Annotated in this window: 19 protein-coding genes and 2 pseudogenes; 15 read left to right on the top strand and 6 right to left on the bottom strand. The window is 54.1% G+C overall.

What is annotated here, in order from left to right:
* Positions 1–13: 13 nt before the first annotated feature.
* The gene (locus tag D5398_RS22145; RefSeq protein ID WP_120509548.1) at positions 14–484 is read left to right on the top strand and encodes a hypothetical protein; all 471 of its coding nucleotides are present in this window, start codon (positions 14–16) and stop codon (positions 482–484) included.
* Positions 485–599: 115 nt separating this feature from the next.
* Here D5398_RS22145 and D5398_RS22140 read toward each other — a convergent pair whose 3' ends face one another.
* Positions 600–908 (bottom strand): hypothetical protein, encoded by a 309-nt coding sequence (locus D5398_RS22140; RefSeq protein ID WP_120509547.1) that lies wholly within the window; start codon positions 906–908, stop codon positions 600–602.
* Between the two features lie 126 nt (positions 909–1,034).
* On the opposite strand from D5398_RS22140, the gene D5398_RS22135 reads away from it, so the two are divergent.
* Genes D5398_RS22135 through D5398_RS22125 form a run of 3 tightly spaced genes read left to right on the top strand, consistent with a single transcriptional unit; the run spans position 1,035 to position 3,645 of the window.
* Entirely contained in the window at positions 1,035–2,459 is a 1,425-nt protein-coding gene (locus D5398_RS22135; protein WP_120509546.1) for a cytochrome ubiquinol oxidase subunit I, read from the top strand.
* Positions 2,460–2,461: 2 nt separating this feature from the next.
* Positions 2,462–3,469: a cytochrome d ubiquinol oxidase subunit II gene (gene cydB / locus D5398_RS22130; protein ID WP_119824225.1), complete on the top strand. Its 1,008-nt coding sequence runs from the start codon at positions 2,462–2,464 to the stop codon at positions 3,467–3,469.
* A gap of 11 nt (positions 3,470–3,480) precedes the next feature.
* On the top strand, positions 3,481–3,645 hold the full coding sequence (locus D5398_RS22125) for a DUF2474 domain-containing protein (protein ID WP_013577857.1): 165 nt from the start codon (positions 3,481–3,483) through the stop codon (positions 3,643–3,645).
* Between the two features lie 57 nt (positions 3,646–3,702).
* Here the strand turns inward: D5398_RS22125 and D5398_RS22120 are convergent, their stop codons facing one another.
* A complete protein-coding gene (locus tag D5398_RS22120) occupies positions 3,703–4,179 on the bottom strand; it encodes an OsmC family protein (protein ID WP_119824223.1) in 477 nt (158 codons plus the stop codon).
* 113 nt (positions 4,180–4,292) lie between these two features.
* Between D5398_RS22120 and D5398_RS22115 the strand changes: the two genes are divergently transcribed.
* Positions 4,293–4,949, top strand: coding sequence for a GntR family transcriptional regulator (locus D5398_RS22115; RefSeq protein ID WP_120509545.1), 657 nt, complete (start codon positions 4,293–4,295; stop codon positions 4,947–4,949).
* Between the two features lie 61 nt (positions 4,950–5,010).
* On the opposite strand, the gene D5398_RS22110 is transcribed toward D5398_RS22115, so the two are convergent.
* Together D5398_RS22110 and D5398_RS22105 are read right to left on the bottom strand one after the other, a co-directional pair.
* On the bottom strand, positions 5,011–5,589 hold the full coding sequence (locus D5398_RS22110; protein WP_120132325.1) for a TetR/AcrR family transcriptional regulator: 579 nt from the start codon (positions 5,587–5,589) through the stop codon (positions 5,011–5,013).
* A 58-nt stretch (positions 5,590–5,647) separates the two neighbouring features.
* Positions 5,648–7,144 (bottom strand): MFS transporter, encoded by a 1,497-nt coding sequence (locus tag D5398_RS22105; protein WP_120509544.1) that lies wholly within the window; start codon positions 7,142–7,144, stop codon positions 5,648–5,650.
* A 415-nt stretch (positions 7,145–7,559) separates the two neighbouring features.
* Between D5398_RS22105 and D5398_RS22100 the strand changes: the two genes are divergently transcribed.
* The 3 genes from D5398_RS22100 to D5398_RS22090 are packed head-to-tail and all read left to right on the top strand — an operon-like array spanning position 7,560 to position 11,720.
* On the top strand, positions 7,560–9,392 hold the full coding sequence (locus tag D5398_RS22100) for a beta-glucoside-specific PTS transporter subunit IIABC (protein ID WP_120509560.1): 1,833 nt from the start codon (positions 7,560–7,562) through the stop codon (positions 9,390–9,392).
* Positions 9,392–10,855: a glycoside hydrolase family 1 protein gene (locus tag D5398_RS22095; RefSeq protein WP_120509543.1), complete on the top strand. Its 1,464-nt coding sequence runs from the start codon at positions 9,392–9,394 to the stop codon at positions 10,853–10,855. Before D5398_RS22100 ends, D5398_RS22095 begins: the two co-directional genes overlap by 1 nt.
* 28 nt (positions 10,856–10,883) lie before the next feature.
* The gene (locus D5398_RS22090) at positions 10,884–11,720 is read left to right on the top strand and encodes a PRD domain-containing protein (protein WP_120509559.1); all 837 of its coding nucleotides are present in this window, start codon (positions 10,884–10,886) and stop codon (positions 11,718–11,720) included.
* A gap of 36 nt (positions 11,721–11,756) precedes the next feature.
* Here D5398_RS22090 and D5398_RS22085 read toward each other — a convergent pair.
* A pseudogene (locus D5398_RS22085) lies at positions 11,757–12,113 on the bottom strand (RNA-guided endonuclease InsQ/TnpB family protein); the annotation flags it as partial.
* 21 nt (positions 12,114–12,134) lie between these two features.
* Between D5398_RS22085 and D5398_RS25695 the strand changes: the two are divergent.
* Positions 12,135–12,349 (top strand): annotated as a pseudogene (locus tag D5398_RS25695) (cytochrome ubiquinol oxidase subunit I); the annotation flags it as partial.
* A gap of 152 nt (positions 12,350–12,501) precedes the next feature.
* On the opposite strand, the gene D5398_RS22080 reads toward D5398_RS25695, so the two are convergent.
* A complete protein-coding gene (locus D5398_RS22080; protein WP_120509541.1) occupies positions 12,502–13,263 on the bottom strand; it encodes a FadR/GntR family transcriptional regulator in 762 nt (253 codons plus the stop codon).
* A 223-nt stretch (positions 13,264–13,486) separates the two neighbouring features.
* Here D5398_RS22080 and D5398_RS22075 point away from each other — a divergent pair, with 223 nt between their 5' ends.
* The 6 genes from D5398_RS22075 to D5398_RS22050 are packed head-to-tail and all read left to right on the top strand — an operon-like array spanning position 13,487 to position 18,432.
* Positions 13,487–14,227: an SDR family oxidoreductase gene (locus D5398_RS22075; protein WP_120509540.1), complete on the top strand. Its 741-nt coding sequence runs from the start codon at positions 13,487–13,489 to the stop codon at positions 14,225–14,227.
* A 52-nt stretch (positions 14,228–14,279) separates the two neighbouring features.
* On the top strand, positions 14,280–15,122 hold the full coding sequence (locus tag D5398_RS22070) for a fumarylacetoacetate hydrolase family protein (RefSeq protein ID WP_120509539.1): 843 nt from the start codon (positions 14,280–14,282) through the stop codon (positions 15,120–15,122).
* Between the two features lie 26 nt (positions 15,123–15,148).
* On the top strand, positions 15,149–16,426 hold the full coding sequence (locus D5398_RS22065; RefSeq protein ID WP_120509538.1) for an L-fuconate dehydratase: 1,278 nt from the start codon (positions 15,149–15,151) through the stop codon (positions 16,424–16,426).
* Positions 16,427–16,460: 34 nt separating this feature from the next.
* Positions 16,461–17,315: an amidohydrolase family protein gene (locus D5398_RS22060; protein WP_120509537.1), complete on the top strand. Its 855-nt coding sequence runs from the start codon at positions 16,461–16,463 to the stop codon at positions 17,313–17,315.
* Positions 17,315–18,091 carry an L-fucose dehydrogenase gene (locus D5398_RS22055; RefSeq protein WP_120509536.1) on the top strand — a complete coding sequence of 259 codons (777 nt, stop codon included), beginning with the start codon at positions 17,315–17,317 and terminating at the stop codon, positions 18,089–18,091. Before D5398_RS22060 ends, D5398_RS22055 begins: the two co-directional genes overlap by 1 nt.
* Complete coding sequence (locus D5398_RS22050) at positions 18,088–18,432, top strand: L-rhamnose mutarotase (protein WP_119824157.1); 345 nt, start codon at positions 18,088–18,090, stop codon at positions 18,430–18,432. The genes D5398_RS22055 and D5398_RS22050 overlap by 4 nt, the downstream gene beginning before the upstream one ends.
* Positions 18,433–18,512: the final 80 nt, after the last annotated feature.

Genomic DNA, 18,512 nt, shown 5'->3' with positions numbered 1-18,512 from the left:
AGACAAGGGACGTATGTCAGCAAAGGAACGGTTTCTAAAAAAGCTGCAAGACAGCCAGCCCCGCAGCGGTTCGTTTGATAATAAAGGTCAGGCGGATATCGCCGAGTTCCGTCAACGCATGAGCACACTTCAGGAAAACATGGATGAATGGCTGACAGACACGGGTATCCGAGTGGAGAACACCAGCGTCGCGCTGGTTGAATGTCTGATCGGAGGGAAATCGTTCAGCGTGCCGGGGATCCAGCTGCAATACGAAGATCGAAAAGTGAAATTCACCCCGGTATTTTTGTACGGGCAAGGCGTCACAGGCTGCGTGGAAGCCAGCCTTTGCACGCAAAGTGGCGTGACTGTCTTGTGCCGGTTATTTATGCAGTCTGGTGAAAACAAACAATGGACCTGGCGTCCTGCTAATGCCTTCACCGGACCGGACGAGATGTTCGGTGAGGATGCCTTTTTTGAACTGGTAGAACGTTTATTGCCATGACGCCTTCGGGCGTCATTCCTTTTATTCCCTCAGGGTAACTGCAACATAAATGTAAACAAATGCTACAACCATTACCTGATCTGATAAGGTTTTCGCCAAATGCAATGACATAAATTTACATTGCATTAGAAATAAGAATGCGCTGATGCCCTGCCAAATTTAACTTTTTTGTTACCGATTTTGCACACAACAAGTCATTACCGGATGCAGGGTAATTACATTTGGAAAACATCAAAACTCTTTGATCCAGATCAATGCAACAACATATCCACCCTGTTTTTAGGGTTAATCCCTCCTGCGCACCTTCGTCCTGAAAATTGTTTTTTCGCCCCGCTCCATCCGCCCGCCCCGAAAGTGTTTCAGTCAGTAATTCCCCCCCGTGACCGTCCCTGTTAATGCCTTCTCCCGCTATGGTTAAATCCATTCCTCGCGAAAACCCAGCTGTACTGCCCTTTCATTCAAGACTTCACCTGCGAATGTCCGACATCGCCGGTTCCCGTACCGGTGCCAGCGTCTGGAAGGGTTATCTGACACACAAAAAGAGGTTGTTATGTTTGGTCTTGATGCGCTAGAACTGGCCCGTATCCAGTTTGCCTTCACCGTCTCTTTTCACATCATTTTTCCCGCAATCACCATCGGGCTGGCCAGTTTTCTGGCGGTTCTCGAAGGCATGTGGTTAAAAACAAAGAAAGAGGCTTACCGCGACCTGTACCATTTCTGGTCGAAAATCTTTGCCGTTAACTTCGGTATGGGCGTGGTCTCCGGTCTGGTGATGGCTTACCAGTTCGGTACCAACTGGAGCATGTTCTCCTCGTTTGCAGGCAGCATTACCGGCCCGCTGCTGACGTACGAAGTGTTAACCGCGTTCTTCCTCGAAGCCGGTTTCCTCGGCGTAATGCTGTTCGGCTGGAACCGCGTCGGCCCCGGCCTGCACTTCTTCTCCACCTGCATGGTGGCGCTCGGTACGCTGATGTCGACGTTCTGGATCCTCGCTTCTAACAGCTGGATGCAGACACCACAGGGCTACGAGATTGTTAACAATCTGGTGGTACCGGTCAGTTGGATGAAGATTATCTTCAACCCGTCCTTCCCGTTCCGCTTAATGCACATGACCACCGCCGCCTTCCTGGCGTCCGCTTTCTTCGTCGGTTCTGCTGCGGCATGGCATTTACTGCGCGGTCGCGATACACCGGCAATCCGCACCATGTTGTCGATGGCAATGTGGATGGCGCTGATCGTCTCGCCCATTCAGGCGTTTTTGGGCGATGCGCACGGTCTGAATACCCTAAAATATCAGCCTGCTAAAATCGCTGCCATCGAAGGCCACTGGGAAAATAAAGACAACAAACCGTCCCCGCTGGTACTGATTGGTTATCCGGACATGAACCGTGAAGAGACCCGTTATGCGGTTGAAATCCCGTATCTGGGCAGCTTGATCCTGACGCACAGCCTGACGCATCAGATCCCGGCGCTGAAATCCTTCCCGAAAGAAGACCGTCCTAACTCATCCGTCATCTTCTATACCTTCCGCATCATGGCGGGTCTGGGCATGCTAATGATTTTGCTGGGTGTGCTGAGCCTCATCCTGCGTCGTGGCGGCAAAATGTATACCTCTAAAGCGTTCCTGCGCTTTGCCTTCCTGATGGGGCCTTCCGGTCTGCTGGCGTTACTGGCGGGTTGGATCACCACCGAAATGGGGCGTCAGCCGTGGGTGGTTTATGGCCTGCTGCGCACCAAAGACGCGGTATCTAACCATAACGTGTTGCAGATGAGCGTCAGCCTGATCCTATTCATCGTCATTTACTGCTCGGTGTTTGGTGTCGGTTACGGCTACATGATGCGTCTGATCCGTAAAGGGCCGCAGGCACACGAAGGCGAAAGCGTTGACCACGGTGGTCCGGGCCAGCACCGCACACCTGCGCGTCCGCTGTCTGCGATTTCAGAATCACTGACCGACGAAACTAAGGGAGCTTGATAATGGGTATCGACTTACCGCTGATCTGGTTTTTGATCATCATCTTCGGTGTGATGATGTATGTGGTGATGGACGGCTTCGACCTGGGTATCGGTCTGCTGTTCCCGCTGGTGAAAAAAGAGCACGACCGTGACGTGATGATGAACACCGTTGCGCCGGTCTGGGACGGCAACGAAACCTGGCTGGTGCTCGGCGGCGCGGCGCTGTATGGCGCATTCCCGCTAGCGTATTCGGTGATTCTGGATGCGTTGACTATCCCGCTGACCCTGATGCTGTTCGGCCTGATTTTCCGTGGTGTCGCCTTTGAGTTTCGCTTTAAAGCCAGCCCGGCCAAACGCCACGTGTGGGACAAATCCTTTATCGGCGGTTCAGTGCTGGCGACCTTCTGTCAGGGCGTGGTGCTGGGTGCGGTGATCAACGGTATTCCGGTGGTAAACCGCACGTATGCCGGTGGCGCACTGGACTGGCTGACGCCTTTCACGCTGTTCTGTGGTTTTGCGCTGGTGGTGGCTTACGCCCTGCTCGGCTGCACCTGGCTGATTATGAAAACCGAAGGCGAATTGCAGGAAGCGATGCACAACATCGCCAAACCGCTGCTGATAGTCTTCCTGCTGGTGACACTGGCGGTCAGCCTGTGGACGCCGCTGACGCACAGCGATATCGCCCACCGCTGGTTCTCGCGCCCTAACCTTTACTGGTTCCTGCCGGTGCCGGTGCTGGTGGTGCTGGTCTCGGCGTGGATGTACCGCGCCATCAGTAAAAACGCGCATCACGCGCCGTTCCTGCTGACGCTGGCGCTGGTGTTCCTGGGCTATACCGGGCTCGGTATCAGCATCTGGCCGAACATCATCCCGCCGTCCATTTCCATCTGGGAAGCGGCTTCACCTCCGCAAAGCCAGGGCTTTATTCTGGTCGGCGCCCTGTTCATCATCCCTATCATTCTGGTGTACACCTTCTGGAGCTACTACGTGTTCCGCGGGAAAGTCACACCGGACCAGGGTTATCACTGAGGAATCGCATTATGAACCTCATTAGAAAAATGGACGACAGCAACATCACTAAAGCCCCGTTCTTAAAACGAGTCGGCTGGATGGCCGTCATCTGGGGCGGCAGCGTGCTGGCGTTATTTGTTGTGGCATCGGTGTTCCATCTGCTGATGTTCGCGGCGGGCATGAGAAGTCATTAAGTGAACAGAGTCCGGCACTATGCCGGACTCTTTTTTAGCATGGCGTTCTGCCGCCCGTTAAGACGCTGAACAATACCTAATCACCGGTTCACACAGTACCGGGAAGTTCAGTGAATTCGCGATAAAGCACAGTTCATGTGCGCGGTGATGCAGTTCCTTCGCGAGCTGAATATCATCCCCGGCACGGATCGCAATGTCGGGTTTGAGTGTGATACTCGTGAAACACCCTTTCTCACCTTCTGTCATTACCCCTTCAGCCTTATCGATATAAGAATCAACACCGATACCCGCCTCGGCGCATAAATGCAAATACCAGAGCTGATGGCAGGCTGAAGCTGAAGCTACCAGCAGGTCTTCAGGGTTCCAGCGCGTGGCATCACCCAGAAATGCAGGGTCTGATGAACCGGCAATGCTTTGTTTCTTCCCTTCTGAAATATCATAATCGCGGCTGTAAGCCTTATAGGATTCTGTTCCGCGACCCTTATTGCCTGTCCATTCAATTTTGACCTGATAATGATGCTCGCGATGTGCCATAGCCGGTGCTCCTGTCGTTGGTAAGAAGGGGAAACTGAGGGGTGGATAGGGATAGTTCTCCCTTTAACGTCAAAAATGGTATACCATTATTCCATAATGTACAGGAGAAAATGATGACGCTGAAACCTCAATCCACCGCCGAAATGCTTGCCGGATCACTCAGGAAGATGATTAACAATGGCTCGCTGCCTGATGGCTCGCGGCTGGTTGAAAGGGATCTGGCCAGCCAGTTTGCTGTCAGCCGTGTTCCGATGCGGGAAGCTATCCGGCTTCTGGAGCAGGAAGGCATGGTGGATATTTTCAGAAACCGCGGGGCGGTGGTCAGAACACTGTCTGTTGAGGATATCGCTGAGATTTATGAACTGCGGGCTTTACTTGAGGGGGAAGCAATATTTAACAGCGTGCAGAATATGGATGCCGAAACACTGGCCAGAGCTGAACTCACGCACACACTGCTGGGGAATGCCGAAGACGCCGACAGGCAAGGAGAGCACAACCGTGAGTTTCACGGTCTGCTGTACCGCGGATGTCAAAATAAGCGCCTGCTGGCGATGATCGACGAGTTACGTAATCAGATAGAAAGGTACGAACATTTTCAGCGCAGACTGCTTTCAGCAACTCAGGCATTTCAGCATGAACATGAATTGATTCTTAATGCGTGCCGGGAAGGCAACGCAGAGGCGGCACGGCAGGAAACCTTCCGGCATATTGAATCTGCCGGAAGAGTGCTAAAAGATTTCATCAGTAAGGGGATTTCGGCCCAGAAATGAGTGACTGCCCGCAGCCGATGTTCAGGGCCACTTCGGTGGAAAAAGCCGCCTGAGAATGGGATTATTTCTCCAGCACCAACGTCACAAAATCCAAAATATCATCCATCGCTTCCTGACGGGCTTCGGCAGAAGGCATGACGATCAGCTGGTCGGAATAGCCATTCATGATGGCGGATAACTGGCGGGTGACGCGTCCGGCATCGGTCGGGCGGAACACGCCGCTGTCGATCCCGGCGCGGATGATCTCAGCCAGCAGTGCCAGCCACTTATGCACCATCAGCCGCGCCAGTTCGGCGTAAGCCTCGTTATGCGCCGCCAGTTGCCACAGCGATCCGTACAACTGCCAGATATCACCCTGCGTATCGGGCAGATAATTGCACACCAGCGTGTGCAATTTTGCCTTGGGTTCGAGCGGAGCAATTTCAGCGGAAAACTCTTTCAGCTCCGCCATCATCACTACCGACAGCGCCTCGATACACAACGTTTGCCAGTCAGGAAAATAATGATAAATGTGGCTGCGGGAAATCCCGACGTACTCCGTCAGTTCGCGCGTCGTGACTTTCTCAATCCCTTTTTCGATAAAAAGACTGATGGCTCCGTCAAGGATCTTAGCCCTTAACGCTTCCCGGTTTTCTTTCATAATTCATCCTGTACTGGCCCTGGAATGACATTGAGCAGGTGCTCAGACCGGCATTTTATCAGGAAGCCCGGCGTGTGCCCACGGACTTACGCAGCACGATTTTCAGCACCACCACACTGGCAATCACCAGCGCAGCCGCAGAAATCAGCACCGCCAGAAACGCCTGATCAAACGCAGTTCTCGCCAGATTTGTCAGCAACGAAGCCTGTTCAGGGCTGAGATGACCAGCAAGCGTTAATGCTTCATCAAGACTGTCATACGCGGTTTCACCGCTGACCAGCCCGTGCGGAAGTGTCAGGCTGCGGCTGTAAACGGCGGTCATCAGGCCACCCAGCAACGTCACGCCGAGCACGCCGCCCATTTCCCACGATACATCCTCTATCGCCGCGACCATTCCGGCCTTATCTTCCGGGGCATTAAGCATGATCGAAGTGGAAGCCGCTGTTACTGCGCCACCAAGTCCAAAACCTAAAATAAACAGGCTCACTAACTGCATCACCACGCTGCCATCATAGACCAGCGCGTGAATGACGATGCCGAGGGCAGATATCGCGAAGCCGCCCAGCATCATTTTACGCACGCCGACACGCGGGATCAGCATACCCGCCAGCGGCGAGGCCAGTGCAGACGCCACCGGGATCGGCAGAATAAACATCGCCGCCATAAACGGCGTCAGTCCGAGCACCAGCTGTAACCGCTGGCTGAGCACCAGTTCGATACCGATCAGCGCAATCATAGAGGTGATCGCCACGCCCACGCCGCAGGCAAAGGCGCGGTTGCGGAACAGTGAAAAGTCGATCATCGGCTGAACAGCCTTCTTTTGTCTTCTGACGAATAAGCCGAGGAACAGCACACCGAAAGCGGCAGAACCCAAGATCACCAGCCATGACGAGTTAATCTGGCTCAGCTCTTTCAGTGCGTAAATCACCCCGACCAGCCCCGCCATCACCATCGCAGAACCGGCAAAATCACAAGGACGGTGTTTATTGCCTTCACCGCGCGGGATCAGCGCCTGTGCAAACGGGAATACGGCCAGCACGATCGGCACGTTGACCAGAAACACCGATCCCCACCAGAAATATTCCAGCAGCACACCGCCGATGACTGGCCCGAGCGCCGCCGCGCCGGACGCCACCGCCGACCAGATGCCTATCGCCAGCGCACGTTCACGTTCGTTGGTGAAGACATGGCGCACAATCGCCAGCGTCGCAGGCATCATCATCGCTGCGCCAATCGCCAGAAACACGCGGGAGGCGATCAGCATTTCGGCGCTGGCAGAAAACGCCGCGCACAGGGAAGCGAGCGCAAACACCGGCAGCCCGCTCATAAAGAGATTTTTGTGCCCGATACGGTCACTGAGCATTCCCGCGCCAGGTAACAGACCGGCGACCACCAGCGGATAGGCGTTCACTATCCATAATTTTTCCGATGCCGTGGCACCCAGCGCCTGCGTCAGGCGCGGTAACGCGGTGTACAACACGGTCATATCAATGATGATTAAAAAGAGTGTACTGGTGACAATCGCAAGTATCAGCCAGCGGTTATTGACGAACATAAAAAGTGCCTCAGATAGATTTTGAGCAAGCGCTCAAGGCCAGCAAGATACTTGAGCAACCGCTCAAACTCAAGCGGCATCTGCCTGACAGTTGATGAAGCGTTGAAGATTCGAAGGGAGGGAGTTTTTGGTTTTGTAGTGAGCCGCTGCAAATGACAGCCTTTAAACCTTGGGTTACCACCCGAACAGGCCTTTAAGGTCAACTCGATGGACGTCGGTCCACAATTTTGCCAACCAGTTCACACTTACAGTTGTCTTTCAGATGATTACGTTGACTTCCGGACGTAATTAATCAGAAATGGTTTACAGGCGTGTTACTACCCAGCGTAGGCAAGACCTGAAGCCCCATCCTCTTCTTTGTAAGGTGATGGGGCTTCAGGTCTTTTTTTTTGTTTCGGCTCCGGGAATGGTGGCTATGAATCATCTGCAAGTTGCTCAGGAAATTGTGGCGCGGGTCGGCGGCGTAGAGAATATTGAACACGTTGAACACTGTTCAACGCGGCTGCGGCTTAGCCTTTATAACAATGAAAAGGCCGATCAGGCCGCGCTGGAAAAAATTTCCGGCGTGCTGGGGGTCAGGCTCAATGTTCAGTGCCAGGTGGTGATTGGCAGCGAAGTGATCCGGGTATATGACGCCGTCAAAGAACTGGTCAGCGGCCAGACGTCGCCGGTTCAGACTCAGCCGAAGCCAAATAACACCCGCGTGCTCTCCGTCGTGGTGGATTTCATTATCAGCGTCTTCCAGCCGCTGGTTCCGGCCATTGCCGGAGGCGGCGTCCTGAAATCCTTGTTATTGCTGCTCGATGCGCTCGGCTGGCTGAGTCGCAGCAGTTCGACCTGGAAAGTACTGGATAATATTGGTTCAGCGCCGATCTATTTTCTGCCGATACTGGTGGCGATCACCACGGCGACCAAACTTAGGGCGAACATTCTTGTGGCGGTTTCAGCTGTATCGGTCATGGTGTTGCCGGGCATGGCAAAACATCTGGCTGACGGCGCGCAGTTTCTTTCGCTGGATCTGAAGAACGTCCCCTATGCCTCGCAGGTTTTTCCGGCCATTTTATGTGTCCTTTTTTATGCGCAGACAGAGAAACTTTTCAACCGGTATACGCCGTCATCCGTGCGCGTTTTCCTTTCGCCCATGCTTTCCCTGATGATCACCGTGCCCCTGACCTTGCTGGTGCTCGGTCCGTTAGGATATGAACTTGGCGCGGGTCTCGCCAAAGTCATCCTGTGGTTATACGGTCACTTAGGCTTCGTCGCGACGGCGCTGCTGGCAGCAGGTTTGCCCTTCATGGTCGCCGCCGGGATGCATAAACCGATGCTGCCGTATGCCATCTCTTCCATGAGCCAGCTCGGGCGCGAGTTCATCTACTTACCGGCGTCGCTGGCGCACAACATTGCCGAATCAGGCACCTGCTTCGCCATCGCCCTGAAAAGTAAAGATAAGGCGTTGAAGTCCACAGCGTTTTCTGCCGGTATTTCCGCTTTGTTCGGCATTACCGAGCCTGCGATTTATGGGGTCACACTGTTGCACAAGCAGGCGCTTTACAGCGTGCTGGCGGGCAGTTTTGTCGGCGGTGCTTTTGTCGGCTGGATGGGCATTCAGGCTTTCGCGCTGGTCGGGCCGGGTTTAGCCACCATCTCAATATTTGTCTCCCCTGAAAACAGCATGAATATCGTCTATGCCCTCGCCGGCGTGGTGATTGCTTTTGGCGTCTCTTTTGTCAGTGCGCTTATGCTGTGGAAAGAGAAAAGTATGCAGCTTCCTGCTGAGGCCGTGGTCAGTTCACTGGATTTGGTGCAGCCGGTAGAGGGGAAAGTCATCCCGCTTGAGCAGGTGAATGACGATGTATTTTCCAAACGCATCATGGGTGAGGGTATTGCCATCATTCCTCAGGCAGGTGTGCTCAGCGCGCCTGCCAGTGGCGTGATCGTGAATGTTTTCGAGACCGGCCACGCGGTCAGTATGCTCAGCGACACTGGCATAGAGCTGATTTTCCACATCGGTATCGACACCATCAAGCTGAACGGCGAGGGATTTATCCCCCACGTTGAAACCGGACAAAGGGTGTCCGTCGGCGACATCCTGGTGGAATTTGATGTGGATGCCCTGACCCGTGCCGGGTTTGACCCGGTGGTCATTATGGTGATCACCAACAGCGAGCGGTTCACGTTAGAACCGGCACCCGCCGCCTTACAGATTAATCATCGCCCCGTTGTTATGACTTTAAAGGAGTCCGTGTAATGACCAGTAAACCATCGTTTCCGAAAAACTTTTTATGGGGAGGCGCTATCGCCGCCAATCAGGCGGAGGGCGCATGGAATATCGACGGCAAAGGCCCTTCCGTGGCGGATGCCATCACCTGGAAACCCAATGTCTCGCTCAAAGATTACAGCGCACACATGGCGCTGACCGATGAAAATATCGCGGATGCACTTAAGGGGAAAAACGACGAGCTGTACCCAAAACGCCGCGGGATAGATTTCTACCATCGCTATAAAGAGGATCTGGCGTTATTCGCCGAAATGGGCTGTAAGGTTTTGCGCGTGTCCATCGCCTGGTCGCGAATTTTTCCGACCGGAGAAGACAGTGAGCCGAATGAGGCCGGACTGGCGTTTTATCACGATTTATTCAGCGAGATGAGAAGGCTCAACATCGAGCCGCTGGTCACACTGTCGCATTACGAAATGCCGCTGGTGCTGAGCGAAAAATACAATGGCTGGGTACATCGTAACGTGGTGGATGCCTTTGTGCGTTTCTGTCGCATGTGTTTTGAGCGTTACAAAGACCTGGTGGTTTACTGGCTGACGTTTAACGAAATCGACAGCATTCGCCGTCATCCCTTTACCACCGCCGGGATCAGGGAGGAAAAAAGTGCGGAAGGCTGCGCGGAACAGGATATCTATCAGGGTTTGCATCATCAGTTTGTGGCATCGGCTTTGGTCACCCGCGACTGCCACGCGATCATTCCCGGCAGCCAGGTCGGATGCATGCTGACCAAACTGACCACCTACCCGCGCACCTGTAAACCCGAAGACGTAGAAGCCACGCTGAAAAAAAATCTCGAAAACCTGTTCTACGCGGACGTGCAGGTGTTTGGTGCCTACCCGCCACTTGTCACGCGTGACCTCGAACGCCGCGGGATCCACATTGAAATGCAACCCGGTGATGCTGAAACACTCCGCGCTAACACCGTAGATTTCGTTTCTTTTAGCTATTACATGTCGCTGACGGAATCCACGCAGCCGGATGCAGAACGTATTCCCGGCAACACCATTCTTGGCGTCAAAAACCCTTACCTTCCGGCCTCAGAGTGGGGTTGGCAGATTGATCCGGTCGGGTTGAAAATCTCGTTGCTTGAGCTGTATGACCGCTACCAGAAACCGCTGTTTATCGTCGAATGTGGCCTCGGGGCGAAAGACGAGGTCGTCGCTGGAAAAATTCATGACGATTACCGTATCGACTATTTCCGCGCCCACTTCGAACAGGTAAAAAACGCCATCGATGAGGGCGTTGAGGTCATGGGCTTTACGACCTGGGGGGCGATCGACATCATCAGCGCAGGAACCTCGCAAATGTCCAAGCGTTATGGTTTTATCTATGTCGATCAGGATGATGAAGGTGCAGGCTCTCTGGCACGTCTGCGCAAAGACTCGTTTTACTGGTACCAGAAAGTCATCGCGACAAATGGCGCGGACATGGTGTAATCGTGACAATCAGCCGCAGGAAGAGACCGTGATTACAGTGAAGAAATCGCTCAATAACAGCATGCTTCTGGTTGAAAATGAGCAGGAGGAAATGGTGCTGTTTGGCAAAGGGCTGGGGTTCAACGCAAAGCCCGGCATTCAGATTGATATTGCGCTCGTCGAGAAGGTTTTTATCCCGATACAGGATTTGAAATCGCGCCATTTTCTGTCACTGACGGCCACCATTCCTGTGGCCTTTTTTGATGTCACCCATGACATTATTCAGCTGGCGCAACAACGTTATGTCAAAAAACTCCATTCCGCGCTGTTTTTCACGCTCACGGAGCATCTGTTTTTTGCGGTTGAACGCTGCCGAAAGGAACAGAGCTTTGTGAATAAACTGAGCTGGGAGATAAAACGCTATTATCAGAAAGAATACGAAATCGCCCGCCAGGCCAGCGCACTGGTCAGTGCGCGTTTCGATATCTCCCTGCCTGCCGACGAAGCGGTGAATATTGCTTTTCATCTGATTAATGCGTCAGGTGACAACGACACCACCACAGCCCATCAGCAGGTAGAACTGGTAAACCGAATCGCCGAAATCGTCCGTTATAAACTGAACAAAACCCTCGATATTGACTCAGTGAACTACAACCGTTTCATCACCCATGTGCGGTATTTTGCAGAACGGATCCTCAGCGGCAAAATCGCAGCCAGTGAAACAGAGGATTTTTATCAGGAGCTGCTTCGCCATCGCCCTGCCGCGATGGCGGTCTCCCTGTCTATACGCGATTATGTGCAGGAAAAATACGCCATCATCTTACCTAAAGATGAACTGACCTGGCTCAGCCTGCACATCAGCAGGCTGGAGGATGGCGGGGCGTGACTGCTCCCCGCCGTAAACGGCGAGGCTTCCCACTTCTTAGGCTGCAACCGCCTTTATGACGGACTTACACTGGCCTCGATGGGCAGTAACGACGAGTCCCGCCGCCATAAGTTCTGTTATGCCTTTATTCTGTATGTTCATCGCCGCGTTTATGTCTCGGTCATGTTCAGTATTACAGGTAGGGCATTGCCATATGCGTTTATGTAGCGGCATAACAGCCATTTTGTGACCGCAACAATGACAGGTTTTCGAACTGGCAAACCATTGATTTAGCTTGACCAGATGAACACCTTCGGCTGCGGCTTTATATTCCACTTTCATAATGAAACCCTGCCAGGCTGCGTCACCAATAGCACGAGCGAGACAGTGGTGCTTCATCATATTTGCTGATTTTCGCATCAATTATTCTGCGAGGCCATCCTCGCCCGTGAATTCATTGTCGTTGCATTCGCTGCCTGGCATCTGCTTCGCGGCATCGACACGGCTGCGGTTTGGAAACTGTTTTCATGGCATTGTGGATGGCGTTGATCATCGCTCCGATTTAGGCCATGGTTGGCGTCGCTCACGGCCTGAATACTCCGGAATATCAGCCGTCCAAATGTGCAGCCATTGAAGGCGACTGGGAGAATCCGCACGAAATACACGCCGAGATCCCTTCTCGGGGAACCCTGTTCCTGATACGCAGCCTGCAAAAAAAGTGCCTGCGCTGATAGAAACGATGCTGACAGCCGCCGGTATGAAATCGCATTAAAAAATAAGTGGTCAGATGCAGTGGTCTTTATTACCCCTGCCCAAAAATCTTAATAACGGCATCAAGATGATCTTTCATCGCTTTCTTCGCTGCGCGACTGTCCCTTGCTTCCAACGCTGTAAGGATCTCCAGATGCTCAATCTCGGAGCGGTGCGGCATATCCTGCGGGGTGTAGTGGAGTTGCAGACTGCGGAACATGGTGCCGTAACGGTGACCGAGCAGGTGCGCGATGATAAACGCATACGCCGGATTTCCGCTGGCCTGAGCGATACGGATATGAAATAACCGGTCACCGGGATGCGTCGCGGAACCATTGCGGTTATCGCGACAGTTCTGCTCATAGGCTGCTCTGATCGCCGCAAGTTCTTCGTCTGTCGCATTTCTTGCCGCCATCGCAGCGGTTTCAGGCTCTATCAGACGTCGGGTTTGTAACAGTGAAAATGGTGGCAATTCTGCGGTGAAATCCAGCTCGATATTCAGCTCATCATCCACGTCCGCCCATTGATTGCGCCCGGCCAGCGACATCACCGGTTCCTGCGAAGGCGCGGCAGGCTTCGACGGTTGCTGACGCACAATCACGCCGTTACCGACCCGTACATCCACCAATCCGATCACTTCCAGCGCAATCAGCGCCTCCCGCACTGACGCCCGGCTGACCTGCAACTGACTGGCCAGTTCACGCTCGGCGGGAAGACGGCTGCCGGGCGGAAATTCTTTGTTATCAATTAACGTTTTTAGCTGGTCAGCTATCTGCCTGTAAATCCTGGGATTTTCTAATTTTTTTATCGGCATCGGACACCTGAGGTCAATTCTCATTAAGTGATTCAGCTAGCATTTTCCGGACAAAAATCTTGCTGATTTGTTTTATGCATGTAAAAACTTGGTTAAACGAAATAGCGTTTTAAGTAGAAGCTTGCCGAACATCTTAGCAAAAAGCACTGCTTATCACGCGTTTTTTTCACCTCCAATGGCCTGACCATTAGGCCTTTAAAATGATTATTTATGGGGAATTGTTATGAATCTGGCAGGGAAAAAAGTTCTGATCACCGCAGCCGGACAGGGCATCGGTTTTAACACCGCAACGCTGTTTGCCCGCGAAGGAGCAGAAGTGATTGCCACCGATATCAACATCGATGCACTGCACGATATTCCGGGGATCACCCCGCGCCTGCTCGATGTGACCGACCCGCAGGCGATTGCCGTGCTGGCGCAAGAAACCGGTGCGCTCGATGTGCTGTTCAACTGCGCGGGCGTGGTCCACAGTGGCGACATCCTGTCGTGTACCGAACGCGAATGGCAGTTTGCGCTCGATCTCAACGTGACAGCGATGTTCCACATGATCCGCGCCTTTTTGCCCGCCATGCTCGGTAACAACCGTGGCTCGATTATCAATATGTCTTCGGTCGCCTCTAGCATCAAAGGCGTACCGAACCGCTTTGCTTACAGCGCCTCAAAGGCCTCCGTTATCGGCCTGACACGCTCGGTCGCGGCGGATTACGTGACCCGCGGCATTCGCTGCAACGCGATTTGTCCGGGCACGGTGGAATCTCCTTCCCTGCGCCAGCGCATTGCCGCTCAGGCGCAGGCCGAAGGGCGCAGCGAAGAAGAAGTGTATGCGGCGTTTGTTTCCCGCCAGCCCATCGGGCGCATCGGCAAAACCGAAGAAATCGCGCAACTGGCGCTGTATCTGGCCTCCGACGCCAGCTCTTACACCACCGGCACCGTGCAAATTATTGACGGTGGCTGGAGCAACTGAATTTTAACATTCTGACTTCTAAACCTCTGACTTTCACAGAAGGACACTGACCATGAAATTACTCCGTTACGGCAATGCAGGCTCTGAGCTTCCCGGCCTGCTCGACAGCACCGGCAAATTGCGCGACCTCAGTGCGCATGTCGCTGACATCAGCGGCGAATTTTTACAGCCGGAAACGCTGGATAAATTGCGCCAGCTCGATCCGCAAAGCCTGCCGCTGGTCAGCGGTGAACCGCGACTCGGTGCCTGTGTCGGCAAAGTCGGCAAATTCATCTGTATCGGTCTGAATTACGCCGATCACGCTGCGGAAACTGGCGCGGAAATCCCCAAAGAACCGGTGATTTTCAGCAAATGGACCAGTGCGATTGTCGGGCCGAATGACGACGTGGAAATCCCGCGCGATTCAGTCAAAACCGACTGGGAAGTGGAACTCGGCGTGGTGATCGGCACCGGCGGGCGTTACATCAGCGAAGCGGATGCCCTGTCGCACGTCGCCGGTTACTGCGTGATTAACGATGTGTCCGAGCGCGAATTCCAGATCGAACGCGGCGGCACCTGGGACAAAGGCAAAGGCTGCGACACCTTTGGCCCGACCGGCCCGTGGCTGGTGACGGCGGATGAAATTCACGATCCGCATCAGCTGAATCTGTGGCTGGAAGTGGACGGCAAGCGATATCAGAACGGCAATACGCGCACCATGATTTTCCAGATCCCCGAAATTATCAGTTATCTCAGCCGTTTCATGAGCCTGCAACCGGGCGACATTATTTCCACCGGCACCCCGCCGGGCGTCGGGCTGGGGCAAAAACCGCCAGTGTATCTGAAGGCCGGACAGGTAATGCGTCTCGGGATTGAAGGTTTGGGTGAGCAACGTCAGAAGACGGTGCAGGCATAACGTCTTATAGCTAAAGGATTTTTGCGATGACAACGATTACCGCTTTACGTGTTGAAGATGTGCGCTTCCCCACCTCGCTGGCGCTGGACGGCTCGGATGCCATGAACCCGGATCCGGACTATTCCGCCGCGTATGTGATCCTCGAAACTGACAATCCGACGCTTAAAGGTCACGGCCTGACGTTCACTATCGGGCGCGGCAATGAAATCTGCTGTGCAGCCATTAAAGCGCTGGAACATCTGATTGTCGGACGTGAACTGGCGGGTATCACCGCCGATATGGGCAAATTCTGGCGCGATTTCACCAGTGACAGTCAGCTGCGCTGGATTGGCCCGGACAAGGGCGCGATCCATCTGGCGACCGGTGCGGTAGTCAATGCCGTGTGGGATTTATGGAGCAAAGCCGCCGGTAAACCGCTGTGGAAACTGGTGGCGGATATGTCGCCGGAAGAACTGGTGCGCTGCATCGATTTTCGTTACATCACCGACTGCATCACGCCGCAGGAAGCGCTGACACTATTGCAGCAGCGTTCTGACAACAAGGCGCAACGCACAGAGAAACTGCTGGCAGAAGGGTATCCGTGTTACACGACGTCCGCAGGCTGGCTGGGTTATCCCGACGATAAACTGCGCCGTTTGTGTCAGGAAGCGGTCGATGCCGGTTTTGATTATCTGAAACTGAAAGTCGGGCGTGACCTGGAAGATGACATCCGCCGCGTACGCATTGCCCGCGAAGTCATCGGGCCGGATCGCAAACTGATGATCGACGCCAATCAGGTGTGGGAAACCAACGACGCCATTCCGTGGGTGAATGCCCTCGCCTTTGCCAAACCGTGGTTTATCGAAGAACCGACCAGCCCGGACGATATCGAAGGCCACCGCAAAATCCGCCAGGCCGTTGCGCCGGTTAAAGTCGCCACCGGTGAAATGTGCCAGAACCGCATCATGTTCAAGCAGTTCATCATGCGCGAAGCCATTGACGTGGTGCAGATTGATGCCTGCCGCATGGGCGGCGTGAATGAAGTGCTGGCCGTGATGCTGATGGCCGCCAAATACAATCTGCCGGTGTGTCCGCATGCAGGCGGCGTCGGGTTATGCGAGTACGTTCAGCATCTGTCGATGATTGATTATCTGTGCATCGCCGGAACGCACGAAGGCCGCGTCATCGAATACGTTGACCATCTTCACGAGCATTTTGTGCATCCGTGTGACATCCGTGGCGCGGCGTATATGCCACCGCAGGCTCCGGGGTTCTCCATCGAAATGCATCAGGCGTCGATTGAAAAATACCGCCATCACGCCTGAAACCCATGCGAGAGAAAGCACGAGGAGAACGCCGATGATGCGAATCGACAGCCACCAGCATTTCTGGCGCTACACGCCGCAGGATTACCGCTGGATAAGCGATGAGATGGCGGTGCTGAAGCAGGATTTATTGCCACAGACGTTGCAGCTCGCGTTACAACGTCACGGTATTCAGGGCACGGTTCTGGTTCAGGCGTGTTCTTCTGTGCAGGAAACGCGCTGGCTGCTGGAACTCGCCGGACAACATGACTTTGTGCGCGCCGTCACGGGCTGGGTGGATCTGTCTTCGCCCGCACTGCAACAGGCGCTGGACGTGATTTCGCATCCGCTGCTGCGCGGTTTTCGTCATCAGGTACAGGACGAACCTGCGCCCGCGCAATGGCTGGCAGATCCGGCCATTAATGCCGGCCTCCGGCAGCTTCAGAAGCAGGAATATGTCTATGAAATTCTGGTGACGCACCGGCATCTGCGGGATGCCGTGCAGTTTGCCGAACGCCATGACAACTATTTTCTGGTGCTTGATCATTTCGGCAAACCGGATCTGAGTCTGGGTGCGGCGCACTGGAAGCAGCAAGTTGCGCCGCTGGCAGCGTTAAAACACGTCAGCTGCAAACTCTCCGGCCTGCTGACCGAGCCGCGGCCTGCGGGCATGTCGGCACGCGACCTGCTGCCGTATTTCGAGGCCGCACTGGAGGTTTTTGGTGCTGAACGGCTGATGTTTGGCTCCGACTGGCCGGTGTGTCTGCTGGCTGATACGGATGAAAATCCGTGGGATTTATGCCAGCAGGCCACGACGACATTGAGTAGTGACGAGCAGGCAGCCATTTACGGCGGCAACGCCTGCACGGTTTATCAATTACAGCCTTTACCGATTACAGGAAATGACTGATGGATCTGCATCTGCAAAATAAAGTGGTGATGGTCACCGGCGGCGGTTCCGGCATCGGCGCAGCGATTTCGCTGACGCTGGCGGAAGAAGGCGCCATTCCGGTGATTATCAGTAATACCGAACCGGCCAACGAACTGATGCATAAGCTTCAACAGCTTTCACCGCAGGCCAGTTTTGTACTGACCGAACTGCGCGACGAAGCCAGCTGTAAGGTGGCGGTGGACGACGTTCTTACCCGTTATGGCAGCATCGACGGGCTGGTGAATAATGCCGGTGCCAATGACAGTGTCGGGCTGGAAGCGGGTCGCGAAGCCTTTGTGAAGTCGCTCGAACAAAATCTGGTTCACTATTATCTGATGGCGCACCTGAGCCTGAACGCCCTGCGCGCCAGCCGGGGTTCCATCGTCAATATCAGCTCGAAAACCGCGTTAACCGGACAGGGTAATACCAGCGGTTATGCCTCTGCCAAAGGCGGCATTTTGGCGCTGACCCGCGAATGGGCGGCGGCGTTGCTCAGCGACGGTATCCGCGTGAACGCCGTGATACCGGCAGAAGTGATGACGCCGTTGTATGAACGCTGGATAAAAAGCTTCGACCATCCCGAGGAGAAGCTGCAACAAATCACCTCGCATATTCCGCTGGGTCAGCGCATGACCACGCCGCAGGAAATCGCCAATACCGTGGTGTTTTTGCTCTCTTCCCGCGCCTCGCACACCACCGGCCAGTGGCTGACCGTGGACGGCGGCTATATGCATCTCGACCGGGCGCTGACATGACGCGCCGCTATTGTCAGGCGCTGGATCTGGCGAACGATCCGGCGCTTATCGAAGAATATCAGCGTTATCACCGCGAAATCTGGCCGGAAATTACCGTGCATCTGCGTCGTTATGGCATCGCAGAGATGGAAATTTACCGGCTGGGCAACCGGCTGATGATGGTGATGGAAACCACGGAAGATTTTGACAGCGGGCTGTTCGAACGCCGCAGTCTGGAGGATCCAAAGGTCTGCGAATGGGAAGCCCTGATGTGGAAATATCAGCGCCCCACGCCGTGGACGCCTGCCGGTGAAAAATGGGTAGAAATGGAGAAGATTTTTTCGCTGGCTGAACAGAAATAGCAAAAACCTCCCTGCTATGAGGGAGTTAATCACGTTTTTCACGATATCTGACATAAAAAAATCAGCCACCTGAGCTGAAC

It is taken from the genome of Rahnella bruchi, from assembly GCF_003614975.1.
GTDB lineage: Bacteria > Pseudomonadota > Gammaproteobacteria > Enterobacterales > Enterobacteriaceae > Rahnella > Rahnella bruchi.
The sequence above is the reverse complement of the archived record's forward strand: the minus strand, read 5'-3'. Positions and strand labels throughout refer to the sequence as shown.

Excerpts from the sequence above, each read along its gene's own strand:
- D5398_RS22145 (WP_120509548.1), top strand. The coding sequence starts at position 14 with ATGTCAGCAAAGGAACGGTTTCTAAAAAAGCTGCAAGACAGCCAGCCC.
- D5398_RS22140 (WP_120509547.1), bottom strand. The coding sequence starts at position 908 with ATGGATTTAACCATAGCGGGAGAAGGCATTAACAGGGACGGTCACGGG.
- D5398_RS22135 (WP_120509546.1), top strand. The coding sequence starts at position 1,035 with ATGTTTGGTCTTGATGCGCTAGAACTGGCCCGTATCCAGTTTGCCTTC.
- cydB (WP_119824225.1), top strand. The coding sequence starts at position 2,462 with ATGGGTATCGACTTACCGCTGATCTGGTTTTTGATCATCATCTTCGGT.
- D5398_RS22125 (WP_013577857.1), top strand. The coding sequence starts at position 3,481 with ATGAACCTCATTAGAAAAATGGACGACAGCAACATCACTAAAGCCCCG.
- D5398_RS22120 (WP_119824223.1), bottom strand. The coding sequence starts at position 4,179 with ATGGCACATCGCGAGCATCATTATCAGGTCAAAATTGAATGGACAGGC.
- D5398_RS22115 (WP_120509545.1), top strand. The coding sequence starts at position 4,293 with ATGACGCTGAAACCTCAATCCACCGCCGAAATGCTTGCCGGATCACTC.
- D5398_RS22110 (WP_120132325.1), bottom strand. The coding sequence starts at position 5,589 with ATGAAAGAAAACCGGGAAGCGTTAAGGGCTAAGATCCTTGACGGAGCC.
- D5398_RS22105 (WP_120509544.1), bottom strand. The coding sequence starts at position 7,144 with ATGTTCGTCAATAACCGCTGGCTGATACTTGCGATTGTCACCAGTACA.
- D5398_RS22100 (WP_120509560.1), top strand. The coding sequence starts at position 7,560 with ATGAATCATCTGCAAGTTGCTCAGGAAATTGTGGCGCGGGTCGGCGGC.
- D5398_RS22095 (WP_120509543.1), top strand. The coding sequence starts at position 9,392 with ATGACCAGTAAACCATCGTTTCCGAAAAACTTTTTATGGGGAGGCGCT.
- D5398_RS22080 (WP_120509541.1), bottom strand. The coding sequence starts at position 13,263 with ATGCCGATAAAAAAATTAGAAAATCCCAGGATTTACAGGCAGATAGCT.
- D5398_RS22075 (WP_120509540.1), top strand. The coding sequence starts at position 13,487 with ATGAATCTGGCAGGGAAAAAAGTTCTGATCACCGCAGCCGGACAGGGC.
- D5398_RS22070 (WP_120509539.1), top strand. The coding sequence starts at position 14,280 with ATGAAATTACTCCGTTACGGCAATGCAGGCTCTGAGCTTCCCGGCCTG.
- D5398_RS22065 (WP_120509538.1), top strand. The coding sequence starts at position 15,149 with ATGACAACGATTACCGCTTTACGTGTTGAAGATGTGCGCTTCCCCACC.
- D5398_RS22060 (WP_120509537.1), top strand. The coding sequence starts at position 16,461 with ATGATGCGAATCGACAGCCACCAGCATTTCTGGCGCTACACGCCGCAG.
- D5398_RS22055 (WP_120509536.1), top strand. The coding sequence starts at position 17,315 with ATGGATCTGCATCTGCAAAATAAAGTGGTGATGGTCACCGGCGGCGGT.
- D5398_RS22050 (WP_119824157.1), top strand. The coding sequence starts at position 18,088 with ATGACGCGCCGCTATTGTCAGGCGCTGGATCTGGCGAACGATCCGGCG.